Origin of the sequence: Pseudarthrobacter sp. MEB009, assembly GCF_030208875.1 — a bacterium.
Lineage (GTDB): Bacteria > Actinomycetota > Actinomycetes > Actinomycetales > Micrococcaceae > Arthrobacter.
The window spans coordinates 230,803-242,378 of sequence record NZ_JARVTC010000005.1 but is presented as its reverse complement, the minus strand read 5'-3'; the positions used below and the strand labels follow the sequence as shown (position 1 = coordinate 242,378).

The 11,576-nt window shown below is 68.1% G+C and carries 10 protein-coding genes; 2 read left to right on the top strand and 8 right to left on the bottom strand.

Going from position 1 to position 11,576, the window contains the following annotated elements:
* Positions 1 to 109 precede the first annotated feature (109 nt).
* Entirely contained in the window at positions 110 to 883 is a 774-nt protein-coding gene (locus QRN07_RS04835) for a response regulator transcription factor (protein ID WP_285240483.1), read from the bottom strand.
* 153 nt (positions 884 to 1,036) lie between these two features.
* Here QRN07_RS04835 and QRN07_RS04830 point away from each other — a divergent pair, with 153 nt between their 5' ends.
* Positions 1,037 to 1,471, top strand: coding sequence for a hypothetical protein (locus tag QRN07_RS04830; protein ID WP_285240482.1), 435 nt, complete (start codon positions 1,037 to 1,039; stop codon positions 1,469 to 1,471).
* Between the two features lie 60 nt (positions 1,472 to 1,531).
* Here QRN07_RS04830 and QRN07_RS04825 read toward each other — a convergent pair whose 3' ends face one another.
* The 3 genes from QRN07_RS04825 to QRN07_RS04815 form a co-directional block, all read right to left on the bottom strand.
* Complete coding sequence (locus tag QRN07_RS04825; protein WP_285240481.1) at positions 1,532 to 2,335, bottom strand: hypothetical protein; 804 nt, start codon at positions 2,333 to 2,335, stop codon at positions 1,532 to 1,534.
* 137 nt (positions 2,336 to 2,472) lie between these two features.
* Positions 2,473 to 2,880, bottom strand: a complete 408-nt coding sequence (locus tag QRN07_RS04820) for a DUF6855 family protein (protein ID WP_285240494.1) — start codon at positions 2,878 to 2,880, stop codon at positions 2,473 to 2,475.
* Positions 2,881 to 2,950: 70 nt separating this feature from the next.
* Complete coding sequence (locus tag QRN07_RS04815) at positions 2,951 to 4,207, bottom strand: glycoside hydrolase family 26 protein (protein ID WP_285240480.1); 1,257 nt, start codon at positions 4,205 to 4,207, stop codon at positions 2,951 to 2,953.
* A gap of 211 nt (positions 4,208 to 4,418) precedes the next feature.
* On the opposite strand from QRN07_RS04815, the gene QRN07_RS04810 reads away from it, so the two are divergent.
* Positions 4,419 to 5,156, top strand: coding sequence for an ANTAR domain-containing protein (locus QRN07_RS04810; RefSeq protein ID WP_285240479.1), 738 nt, complete (start codon positions 4,419 to 4,421; stop codon positions 5,154 to 5,156).
* A gap of 81 nt (positions 5,157 to 5,237) precedes the next feature.
* Here QRN07_RS04810 and QRN07_RS04805 read toward each other — a convergent pair whose 3' ends face one another.
* Genes QRN07_RS04805 through QRN07_RS04790 form a run of 4 tightly spaced genes read right to left on the bottom strand, consistent with a single transcriptional unit; the run spans position 5,238 to position 11,263 of the window.
* Positions 5,238 to 5,579, bottom strand: coding sequence for an Hpt domain-containing protein (locus tag QRN07_RS04805; RefSeq protein ID WP_285240478.1), 342 nt, complete (start codon positions 5,577 to 5,579; stop codon positions 5,238 to 5,240).
* Entirely contained in the window at positions 5,576 to 7,558 is a 1,983-nt protein-coding gene (locus QRN07_RS04800; RefSeq protein WP_285240477.1) for a glycosyltransferase family 2 protein, read from the bottom strand. Before QRN07_RS04800 ends, QRN07_RS04805 begins: the two co-directional genes overlap by 4 nt.
* A complete protein-coding gene (locus tag QRN07_RS04795) occupies positions 7,558 to 9,246 on the bottom strand; it encodes an ArnT family glycosyltransferase (RefSeq protein ID WP_285240476.1) in 1,689 nt (562 codons plus the stop codon). Before QRN07_RS04795 ends, QRN07_RS04800 begins: the two co-directional genes overlap by 1 nt.
* The gene (locus QRN07_RS04790) at positions 9,236 to 11,263 is read right to left on the bottom strand and encodes a cellulose biosynthesis cyclic di-GMP-binding regulatory protein BcsB (RefSeq protein ID WP_285240475.1); all 2,028 of its coding nucleotides are present in this window, start codon (positions 11,261 to 11,263) and stop codon (positions 9,236 to 9,238) included. Before QRN07_RS04790 ends, QRN07_RS04795 begins: the two co-directional genes overlap by 11 nt.
* Positions 11,264 to 11,576 lie beyond the last annotated feature (313 nt).

Below are 11,576 nucleotides of genomic sequence, written 5' to 3'. Positions count from 1 at the left end.
TTCAGCTTCACCGGCACCCAGCGCACCGCCACCAACAAGTAACAGGTCCGCACAGCGGCGCGGAACCCCCACCGGCAACCAAGTCCGGTGGGGTTGGGCCCGTCCCGCGTTAGGACAAAACGGACGCAGGCACCAGGCCGTAGCCCACACCGCGCACTGTTCGGATGATCTGCGTTGCGGCCCCGCCGTCACGGATCTTCCGGCGGAGGTTGCCGATATGGACTTCCACCAGGTGCTCGTCGGTGGCCCACTCGTCGCCCCACACCAGCCGCAGCAGGGACTCTTTGGTCCAGACCCGGCGGGGAGCGCCCAGGAACGCGGCCAGCAAGTCAAATTCGGTGCGGGTCAGCACCAGTTCCGTCCCCGCCACCTGTGCTGTCCGGGATTCGGTATCAAGACGGACCACACCGTGAACGGCCGCGCCGTCCGGGACTGCACTCGGATCCGCAGGTTCCGCCGCAGGGGGTTCGCCGGCCGGCTCGGGATCTGAACCGATCCTGCTGGGGCGCGGCCTGCGGAACATCGCCGTTATCCGGGCCGCCAGGGAACGCGGGCTGAAGGGCTTGGTGACAAAGTCATCAGCACCGATCTGCAGCCCCAGAAGCTCGTCGATCTCATCGGCGCGGGCGGTGATCATCACCACGTAGGCGTCGGAGAAGACCCGCAGCCGCCGGCACACCTCCGTCCCGTCAAGGTCGGGGAGGTTCAGGTCAAGGGTGACCAGGTCCGGCTCGTGTTCGCGGATCAGGGCCAGGCCTTCGGCGCCGTCGGCTGCGGCCACCACGTCGAAACCCTGCATGGTCAGCGTCCGGACCAGTAGCAACCGGATGTCCATGTCGTCCTCGACCACCACGGCTTTACGGTTTATCAGTTCACTTCCCATGCCCTTACCCTGCCAGAAAATCCGCCGGGTTTTTCGCTGCACCGCCCCGGCGGGCGTCTTCGAATTGAGGAAACCTTGAACTCCTGCACGGCGGAGGTTGAAACCAGGCAACAAGAATGGACTTAGACGAAAACAACGAAGGGCATCATCATCATGAAGACGAGCAGACCCCCACGCGCTGCACTGCGCCTGCGGCGCCTTCTCGCGGCAGTCGTCGTGGCCCTGTTCCTGGCCGCCACCCCCGCCGTGGCCCAGGCCGCCTTCAACTCGACAGCATCAGCCGCGCTGTCCACCGGAACCTACTCCATTCCCGCTCCGGCCACGATCTCCGGCACCTATTCCTGCGACACCACCAGGCCCTACGGTTCCACCATCAATATCACCGCTTACGGCAAAGTGGCCCGGGCAACGGGCTATAAGCTCACCGTCACAGCACCGGACGGCAGCTCCTCGTCCCAAAACATCCAGGGAAACACCCTTTCCCTGACCAAAAGCTCTACCCTCCGTAACGGCACCTACACGTATGCCCTTGTCGCCATGGTGGGAACCTGGATCGGCGATCCGTACACCGGCACCTACACCTGCTGACCAAGGCTGACCAAGGCTCCACCCGCAGACCGCGGCTGCAAGGCAGCACGGTTGGTGACTTTATGGCGCCGGCGCCGTTGGCTCGGATGACGGGGCCGCTGCCGCCGGCGTTGAGCCTTGGAGGCTTCTCAAATCAATGACCGACCACGCAGCGTAGGGCCGTTCGTTGGGTGCGTTGAAAAGAACTGCATAAGCGCAGACAAAGCGGTAGTCGTTGCTGTTAACCACAAGGCTTTCCTGAACCGACGCGGTTCCTGTTTTGTCGGGACCCGACTCACCCCATTGCAGGACACCGGAACCGGACGCGGATCCCCTGATGTCTGGCCACCTACTGTCGCGGCACAGCGAATCAACGTTCAGGTCTTCGGAAGCCGACGGCCCAATGCCGTAGATACGAAGCAGCATTTTTTCGGTGCTTCGCAAAGCCGGCGCTTTTGCCTCCGAGGTGACGGTTACCGCCCCTGAGGGGGATTTCACAGCCGACAGGGACAAGCTGGGCATGTCCCGCGAGTGAAGACTCTCCGTGCCGGTGCGGAGCACGTTGATCATCCCCACGACGACCAGGAGCGCAGAGAACACGGTGACCACGCTTGTCAGCGTGGTTGCCCAGGCCCGGCGGCCAGATAGCTTCACCAGGAGAAGAATCACCGGGAGGGCGGCACCCACAATGACAAGCCCTACCGCCCAGGCGACGCCGTCAGGATCGTTGCGGACCATCCTGCGTAAAAGATCCTGCTCGATACCCAGCCCCGCGAAGATCGAGACGACAACTGCCAATGCAGCTGAGACAGCAACCCATACTCCAGGGGGCGGTGTAGCACCCGCGGAAGCGCCAGCTTTCTGTTCCATGATCGATTCACCCATGAATCCCAGGAAAGAAGAAGCAAATTGCGGCTATTTTGTGGTTCCGCGGTCCGTCATGTGGGGCCGTAAGGGAACTTTTCAAGACGGACCTCAGGCAGCCGCTGCCCGGAAGGGGCGGCTAGCCGGGAGGGGCCGCGTCAGCCGACGCCGCGGACGCTGTTGTTCCGCTTGTCGTGCGTCAGTTCGGCCAGGCCCAGCGCTTCAAGGAGCGGCGGCAGGTACATACCGAAGCGTCCCCGGTAGCCCTTGCGGAGCCCGTACCAGCCACCCACCGGGTTGGCGGGGTCGCGGCCCCAGGCCTCCACGGTGCCGTCGGCTGCCGGCTTGTTTTCGTCTGCGGTCCCCAGCTGCACCCAGTCGCCCTGCTCGATCAGCCAGGCATGCAGGTCCTCCACGGCCCGGAGCTGGTACTTCAGGGTGGTGGATCCCACCTGGCACACCAGTGCCGGCGGGTCGGAGTCAGGATCGCGGTACATCGTGTACGTCGAGGACCCGGGGGCTGTCGCCAGGGTCCAGGGGTCAGTTTTGGTTCCGTCGGCCCTGATGATCCTGTTCCAGTGAGTGCGGGCTATGGCGCCAGCGTAGTGCCGGTCCGTGTAGGGGAAAAGGCCAGGCTCAGTCCGCCGGGCGGCAGGACCCGGCCGGCCCGTAGCTGAGCCAATCCGGGAGCGCTGCGGTGAACGCCTCGCGGACGGCCGGGGTGTTGGTCACCGTCCAGTCCACCCGGCCGTTGACCTCCACCTCGGTCTTGTCCCATTCGAACCAGTTGATCATCTTCAACTGCGGGTACGCGGTGGCCAGGGCGGGGTTGAACAGCTGTTCCCACCACGCTTTTTTGATGTCCATTTCCGCGGCCCCACCGGCGGCCGGCGCGTACAGGGCAGCAGTTTCCGGGATGGCCACGGGCTTGCCGTGCTCCGTCCCGTACACAGCATAGAAGTCCGGGAGCAGGCTGTCGTCGCCATTGGCCCCCACGTAGGTGCCGCTGAGCTGGTCCGTGAACTTGTTGGGCTCGGGCAGTTCGTTTTCGCCCCACGGGTAGGCGGCGCCCCAGTGGTACAGGGACATGCCCACCCAGTCCACCGCGGCGTCGCCGGGGTAATACGGGGCGTAGGAATCGTCCGCCATGGTGAGGGCGCCGTCGTCGTCCGTATCCAGGGCGTCGAATTCCGGGGTCCCGGGCTTGGCCTCGAACGTGCCGCCGGCAAACGGGTAGCCGCCGGCATAGTTGGGCGCCCACATCATGGCGGAGGCCGGCGCCACCTTATGGACGGCGTCCGCCATCCTGGTGAACGCCGCCTTGTAGGCCAGGGGCTGCTGCGCCCAGGGGTACCAGGAGCCGTTCATCTCGTGCGCGAAGCGGACAATAACCGGCACACCGTCCGCGTTGAAGGCGGCCAGGTCATCGGCGAGCGCCGCCACCGCCTCATCCGTGACGCCGCCCAGCCCGTTCATGGGCTCCAGGGTCAGCAGCATCATCTGCCCGTCCGCGCGGATCTGGTCCGCGGCGTGGGCCAGGTCCGTCTTCTCCTGGGCGGTGTAGGGGAAGCCGGCGAAGGAGACGCTGACGGCCGGCTTGTGGCCCAGGTCCGCGGCGTACTGGGCCAGGGGTTTGTTGTGCAGGTCCAGGTTCACCCCGAATAAAGCGCCCGACGCCGGCACCAGGCCGGCGCGGTCCGGCGCCACACACACGGGCAGGGTGGGCCCGGCAGCCTTTTCGGCCTCGTCCTGGGCGTTGATCCCGGAGACAATGCTGGCCGTCCCGATCCCTGCGGCCACCACAAACGCGACAACAGGAAGGACAAAGCCGCGCAGGCTGCGGCGCTCCGGTGCTGAGCCTGGAGTTGAGATGTCGGGTGTATCAGGTGACATACGACGGTGGACCTTCCTGACCTGCGGGTTTACCTCACTTTACGTGGCCGGGCCGCAGGATCCGGGTAGTGGCCCGGGTACTTGCCGTGGCGTCCCGCAGAAAACTCGAGTACTCACTACTCGTGTGGGGGCTCCGGGCCCGCAGCTAAGTTTTGCTGGAGGGTTTAGCCGCATCCGTGGTTTGAAAAATCGTGAAATCGGGGGCAGGAAAATGGGAGTTCGGCCGGCAATTGTCAAAGAGCGGGCCCTGCGGGTAGTGGCTGATGCCGAACCCCAGGCGGAGATCCTCACCATGCCTGCGGCCCATGCCGCGTACCTGCTGGACCTGCTGACCGGGACCGAGACCGTCCAGGACTCCCTGCGGAAACTCACCGAAGCTGCGGCGCACGCCATCAGCGGACTGGCCGGCGTCGAGATCGACTGCGCCGCCACACTGAACCGGGACCGGCGCCCCGCCATGATCTCAGCCAACAACCGACGGGCCGCAACTCTCGCGGCGTTGGAAGACGGCGGGCCCATGGCGGACGCGCTTGGTTCTGCCGGGTCCGTAATGGTGGGAACGTACGGCGGATCCCTGGCCGTCCCCGTCCGGCTGGACGAAACCTCATCCTGCGCCCTGACACTCCTGGGCCCTGCAGGATTCCAGTTCTCCCCGGAAGTGGTGACGGAAGCCCACCGGTTCGCCGCCGTTGCGTCGCAGAGCCTCAAACTTGCCATCGAAGTCCATGGGATCCGGGCTGCCGGGGACAACCTCAAGGCAGTCCTGGAAGCCCGGAAATCCATCGATGTGGCGTGCGGGGTGATCATGGCCCAGACGCGGTGTTCCTACCCGGACGCCTTCAGCAAGCTTGCCAGCGCCTCCCGCCATCGCAACCTGCACGTCCGCAGCGTGGCGGAAGGGGTCCTCAAGGACCTCCCCACCACCCAGAGGGGCAATCCGGGACGTTAGTCCTGTAGCGATCCGGTTTGCCCCTCTGACCCACCGCCCGTTTCCTGCGTCCGCGGGCACCACGAACAGGGCAGGCTTCCCCTACGTGAGCACCGGGGTCAGCGCCGCCACCGCACGGGTCAGGCCGTTCATGGCCACGCCGGCCGCGGCCCAGCTCTCCGCCCGCACCAGGTGTTCCAGCTCTGTGGACAGGCCGGCCAGCTGCCGGGCACCCACCATGGTGGAGGTGACTTTCAGGCTCAAAACCCTGTCCATGGCCGCTTCGAAGTCCTGCGCCGCGACGGCGTGGCTGATGCTGTCCATGCGGACCGGCAGCAGCTCGCGGTACCCGTCCAGGAAGGCCGCAGCCCCGGCGGGGTCGCCCAGCTCCTCACCCAGTTCGCGCAGGCAGGCCGGGTCCAGGACCGGCAGGCAGGCGCTCATGCGGCCCACCGGCCGTCGTCGTGGTACTCGGCTTCAAGCCCGTGCGGGGTCTTCTCCCACTTGTGCGGGCTGGTGAGCATCTGCCAGGCGGCGCGCCAGGCGGCCACCGCGTGCAGCACCCAGTACGCGGGGTTGAGCAGGGCGAAGATGGCGATGCGCCAGCCGTGCCGGCGCCAGGTGGCGATGCCGGACACCAGGATCATCAGCAGGTTGCCGAACAGCATGGACACCACTCCTCCCCACAGCAGCCACTGCGGCAGCACCAGGCCCACAAAGTTGTAGCCCACGTACGTGACGATGGTGAACCCGAGGACCAGCGGGTAGGCCAGGAAAGCCAGGGGTGTGCCCAGGATCAGGCCCAGGAAGCCGACGGCGCCGGGCACCCCGGTGCGCCGGACGTAGCGGATGGAGTTACGGGTGTTGACGGCGGCAGTGATCATGTAGCCCTTGATCCAACGGGTGCGTTGTTTGATCCAGGCCGGAACCTGGGAGCAGGCTTCCTCCCAGGTGGTGGAGTTGATGACGCCCACCCGGTAGCCTTCCACGGCGGCGCGGAGCCCCAGGTCGGCGTCCTCGGTGACGTTCCACGGGTCCCAGGCCCCTACGAGCTTCAGCAGCCGGGTGTCGAAGTGGTTGGATGTCCCGCCCAGCGGCAGCGGAATCCCGGACCGGTCAAGGCCGGGCAGCATGGAATCAAACCAGTGGGTGTACTCGATGGTGAACAGCCGGGTGAGGACGTTCTGGTCCGCGTTGAAGTAGTTCAGTGCGGCCTGCACGCAGATCAGCGGCTTCTTGGAGGTTTCCAGGTAGCGCCGTTCGAAGGCGTCCTGGCGGAAGGCGGCAATCGCGGCCCGCAACTGCCCCGGGTCGGGGCGGTCCTCGGCGTCGTAAATCACCACGTACTCGCCCCGCGCGAAGGTGAGCCCGTAGTTGCAGGCCCGCGGCTTGGTCTGCGGGTCGCCGCGGGGCACCACCAGGATCCGGACGTATTCGGGCGGCCGGGACCGTTTCGCGGCCTCGATGGTCTCGGTGTCGTCCTCCTCCAGCAGCACCAGGACGTCCAGTTTGGAGCGCGGGTAGTCCAGCTGCCCCAGGTTGGTGAGGAGCTTGTCGATGATGTTGGCCTCGCGGAACACCGGGATCAGGATGGTGTAGACGGGCAGGTCGCCGTCGGCTATCCGCTCGGCTTCCGCCGGGGGCAGCCCCCGCTGCAGGAGTTCGCGGGCCTGGGCCTTGGCGGCCGCGCGGTCGTGCAGGTAGTCGAACGGCTGGCGGAGGCTGGCCACGCTTTTGAAGCCGATGCTCACCAGGAACACCACGTTGACGGCCGTGAGCAGCACAATGGCCGTCAGCTGCGGCGCCAGCACCAGCCCGGTCAGGAAAACTGACAGCAGCACCGCCGGGAGCCAGCGCTGCCAGCGGTTCAGGGCGGTCCGGGCGGAGTCGTTGGGCTGTTCCTCAGCCAGCCGCTCCGCGGATTCGTAGAGCAGGTGGTTGCGGAAGGCCCGCTGGATGGAGTGGTTGATGTCCCAGTCCGTGGTGGTCCGGAACTCCACGTTCTCCGCGCCGGTGATGCGCAGGGCAGCCTGCCGGATGTCCTCGGTGGGTTTGACGGCGGTGGCCACGGTCAGGACGCCGTCCGCCAGGTGCCACGGCAGCCAGCCGGGTTCGGAGACCTCATCGAAGTGCAGCTGTTCCAGCAGGGCGTCGTCAGACGGGTGCGCCACCAGGTCCACCAGCGGTGCGTCCCACTGCTCGGCCAGGACCTGGTACACGTGCCGCCGGTTCAGGCCCGTTTCCAGGATGATGTGCCGGCCCAGGAGGCCGCCTTCCGTGCGGGCGCGGTGGAGCGCGCGGTCCAGCTGGGCCGCGGTGATCAGCCCCGCCTCGAGCAGGGTCTGGCCCAGTGCCAGGGACTGGGGGCCCATGCCGGATAGGTCAGTGGGCCGGTCAACTGAAGGTGCTGCGTGGCGGGGCATCAGTCCGTGGACCTTTCGTAGATCCGGTGGGTGGGGCTGGAAAACACCACGGAGTACCGGGAATTGAAGGTGGGGTCGGCGCTGATGGCCTGGTAGGCCAGGTCCGTGAAGCCGGAATCCTGCGGCCCCGCGCCGGCTTCCACATTGACGAACACCCATTCCGCGTAGCGGGCAGGGTCCGCCAGGGCCGGGGCAAAGTGGTCCCCGGAGGCCCGGTTGTAGATGTTGTGCAGCGGGATGCCCATGGTGGGCAGCACGGCGTTGCCGCGGGCGCTCTCATCCATCAGGATCCCGCCACCGGTGTAATGCGCCTTCAGCCAGCGGGCGGCGGCGAACGAGTGGGTGTTGGACACGTGGGACATGTTTCCTTCCGCCAGGATGGCCAGCCGGCCGGTGGGGTCCTGCAGCCACCACGCGTTTTGCAGGGCGAGGGCCAGGAGGAGCGCGCCGGCAAGCCAGGGACGCGTCCGACGGCGCCGGGTCACCTGGTGCACAAAGGCCGCCACCAGGACCGCCACCAGTGGAAGCGCGGTGAGGGCGAAGCGGTTGTTCCACCAGGTGCTGGGGAGGGAGTGGTCGTTGTTGATGGCGGTTTGCCCCAGGAACAGGCTCACCAGGGCGAACGCGTAGGCACTTCCGGTCACGGCGATGAGCAGGGTGCTGGTGGCCAGGCCCCGGCGGAACACCACCACCACGGCGCCGCAGGCAGCTGCGGCGAGGACCGCGATCCCCATCGTTTCCAGCAGGGACCAGTGGAAGGTCCACAGGGTCAGGCCCAGGTTGCCCTTGGTGGGCAGCAGGCCGCCGTCGGTGATGTTTTTCTGCTGGGCGTAGGCGGAGTACTGGCCGAACATAAACTCCAGCGGGCTGCCGTAGATGGCCCAGTTGTAGGAGAGCCACCAGAGCACGGCAGCGGCAGGCACCATGGCGTAGCCGGCGGCCATGGTGATGGCTTCCCGCCATTGCCCGGAGCGGCGCATTTCCGCCACCAGGACAAAAATGGTGCCGGTGAGGACCAGGGCCCAGCCTTCGTAGCGGGACAGGACCGCGGCGCCGGAGGGGATGCCGGCGAAAACAGCCAGTTCGCCGGCGCTCATCCGGCGCCGGCTGGTGGCCCAGTGCGCCAGCCCGGCCATGCCGGCCACCAGGCACATCAGCAGCACGGGCTCGGTCAGGGCGGTGGTGTAGGTGTATAGGATGGCCGGGTTGGCCAGGAGCACCAGGACCGCAGCAAGGCGGCCGGACCGGCCGTAGCCCAGGCGGGCCGCGATCCGGTAGAGGCCTGAGGCGGTGGCGGCAAGAGCCAGGATGCCCAGCAGGCCGGCACCCCAGCCGCTGCTGAACATCCACAGGTTCACCACAAAGGGCATCAGCAGCAGGTGCGGCACGGGCAGCCAGACGGTGCCAAGCTGCTCGAAGCCCGGGGATTTGCTGTCGAAGACGCGGCGGGCGATGGTGAGGTGGCTTTGCGCGTCCGAGTAGTCCAGGTTGCTGCCGTTGCCGGTGGTGTACAGGCAGGCCAGGAAGCCAATGGCCGCGGCGGTCACGGCGATGACGGCGGTGCCGGGGACGTGGCGGCCGCGGACCGGTTCGCCGAGTGCGGCCCACCACCTGAGGTGGCGCGCTGCCCGCTCCCCCGCGATGGCAGGTTCCGCCTGGCGGTCAGCCGCCAGAAGGTCAGCTGCCATGGGTGGGCTCTGCCGCCTCGACGGCCTGGGCCGCCTTGGCATCGGCGAACGCGGCTGCCTGCCGGCGGTGCCGGCGGCGGAGCAGGATGCGGCCCAGGAAAGTCAGCGCCAGGATGCCCGCGGCGGCGGCAATCCACAGCGCCAGTGGCCGGTACCCGTCCGTCACTTCGGCTTGGGGCGTGACGGCGTTGGTCTCCAGCAGCACCGGGGCGCCGGTGGTCTGGGTGACCAGCAGGTTCCGGGAGAGGGCGCTCCAGCCGCCGTCCTGTTGCTGGACAAAGGATGCCAGGCCGGCCTGGAGGGTGCCGGTGGGTGTGCCGGACGGGGCGGCGCCGGGGGCCCAGCCGCCCAGGAGCAGCAGGTTGCGGCCGTTGTGCTCGAAGGCCTCCAGCACGCCGTAGGGGGCGCTGGTGCCGACGCCGAATTCGATGTCCCGGGCGGCCACGCTGCGGAATTCGGCGAGGCGGAGCGGGGCGGCGGCCTTCTCCGCGGTTGCGGCGGTGGCGCCCACCAGGAGCCCGGAGTTGCTGGAGTCGAGGAGCGCGGCGGGGTCGGTGAGGCTGATGTCCAGGAGCGTGGCGGAGTCGCGCTGCAGGGCTGCGGTGAGCGCCGCGGCGTTGACGGTGTTCTCCTGTGGTGAGGCGCCGCCGTCGAACGCTACGGGAAGGCTGCCGCCCAGCACCTGGGGGAAGCGGGCGAAGCCGGGCTTGACGGAGTGGCCCCGCTCGCCGGTGAGTTTGCTGCCGGTGGTGTCCACTGTCAGTTCCATGGGGAGCAGGCCGGCGGGGCCGGAGCAGTCGCCGCCGGCGGGCAGCGCGGTGAGGCGCAGGCGCAGGCCGTTGCGGGCCTGGATCTGGCCGGCAGGCACGGCGGCGGTGATGTCGAAGGTGTCGCCGTCCAGGGTCTGGGAGCTGAGCAGGTAGTCGTTCCAGTACACGGACAGGCTGGCCTGGCCGCCGGTGGGGATGGCGGTGTGGGTGCCGCGGATCTGCGCGGTCCAGGCGGAGACGGGGCCGCCGAACTGGGACTGGCTGATCCCCAGGTAGGCTTCCTGCGTTCCGTAGCCGGCCAGCCGGATGCCCGTGGCGCCAAGATCGGCCAGGGTCTGTTCGGGTCCGGCGGCGGCGGGTGCGGCGGCGGTCATGCCGGTGACGGTGCCGGAGTCGGCCAGGGCTGCCTGGGGGCTGGCCAGCGCCTGGGCTGCGGTGCGGAGGTCCTCGCCGGAGCCGCTGATGGCCAGGGCGGGGCGGCCGGCTTCCGTGGTCAGGGTGGTTCCGGCGGCACCGGTTCCGGCGGTGATGGTGATGATGCGGGATCCGCTGGGCGCGTCGGCGGCGGCGGCTGCGAGGTCTGCGGCGGGGAGCACGGTGACGGCGGCGTTGGGGTAGCGGTGGGTCATGGCGGCGGAGGCGGAAAGGATCGCCGCGGAGACGTCCGACGCCGGATCGGCCGGCACCGGGATGAACACGGCGGGAACGGACGGGGCCAGGAAGCCGGCCACCGTGGTGGGGGCCGTTTCGGTCCCTGCGGTGGCGAGGGCCACGTTGCTGAGGGTGGCGCCGGAGCCGGCGGCGGTGCAGACGTCACGGACGGCGGGCAGGTATTCCAGGCCCAGGACCACCTCATTCCCGGAGACGTCTGCCGGGGTGAGCGGTGCGTCCAGGGCCAGGGCTGCCGCGGCGGGGGCTTCGAGCAGGACCCGGCCCCGGGCGGTGACGCGGATGGTCCCGGCGGTCTGGGTGGGAGCTTCGATGCTGCCGGTGACGCGGGTGGGCTGCAGGCCGGCGGGAACCGGGATGGTGAGCAGCTGCGCGGCCTGGCCGGGAAAGGCGGAGACGGAGACGGAGCCGAGATTTCCGGCGGCCCGGGTGGCGGCCGGCTGCGCGGCGCTGCCACCGGTGGCCGGGGCAGGCGCGGGCTGCGCCGCGCTGGCTGCTGTGGAGGAGAAGACGGTGCCGGCAACAAGGAGCGCGGCGCAGGAAAGTGTCAGGCCTCCGGCCCGGATATGTGAGAGCATCCGTCCAGCCTGCCGGGGCAACTTCAAGGTAGTGCTGCAGCTGCACTCAAGGTTGCGTCAAGATCCGCTCAACATCCCGGGGCTGGCCGGTTGACGCGCTATCTTGTGCGTCGTCGCGGTCCGCTGGCGCTGATGCGGTCCGGGCCGTCAGTGGCGGGACTTGGCCCGGATTACGCCGACGGCCACTAGGGCCATCACTCCGAGGGAACCCAGCATGCCGCCCAGTGCCATTGCGTATTCGGTGATGTCCATTGCCCCGCTCCGTCCGATTGGTGATGACGTCAAGCTATGGGGCGAAGCTCAGGGCAAGGTA

Excerpts from the sequence above, each read along its gene's own strand:
- QRN07_RS04815 (WP_285240480.1), bottom strand. The coding sequence starts at position 4,207 with ATGTCACCTGATACACCCGACATCTCAACTCCAGGCTCAGCACCGGAG.
- QRN07_RS04795 (WP_285240476.1), bottom strand. The coding sequence starts at position 9,246 with ATGGCAGCTGACCTTCTGGCGGCTGACCGCCAGGCGGAACCTGCCATC.
- QRN07_RS04810 (WP_285240479.1), top strand. The coding sequence starts at position 4,419 with ATGGGAGTTCGGCCGGCAATTGTCAAAGAGCGGGCCCTGCGGGTAGTG.
- QRN07_RS04830 (WP_285240482.1), top strand. The coding sequence starts at position 1,037 with ATGAAGACGAGCAGACCCCCACGCGCTGCACTGCGCCTGCGGCGCCTT.
- QRN07_RS04790 (WP_285240475.1), bottom strand. The coding sequence starts at position 11,263 with ATGCTCTCACATATCCGGGCCGGAGGCCTGACACTTTCCTGCGCCGCG.
- QRN07_RS04835 (WP_285240483.1), bottom strand. The coding sequence starts at position 883 with ATGGGAAGTGAACTGATAAACCGTAAAGCCGTGGTGGTCGAGGACGAC.
- QRN07_RS04825 (WP_285240481.1), bottom strand. The coding sequence starts at position 2,335 with ATGGGTGAATCGATCATGGAACAGAAAGCTGGCGCTTCCGCGGGTGCT.
- QRN07_RS04805 (WP_285240478.1), bottom strand. The coding sequence starts at position 5,579 with ATGAGCGCCTGCCTGCCGGTCCTGGACCCGGCCTGCCTGCGCGAACTG.
- QRN07_RS04800 (WP_285240477.1), bottom strand. The coding sequence starts at position 7,558 with ATGCCCCGCCACGCAGCACCTTCAGTTGACCGGCCCACTGACCTATCC.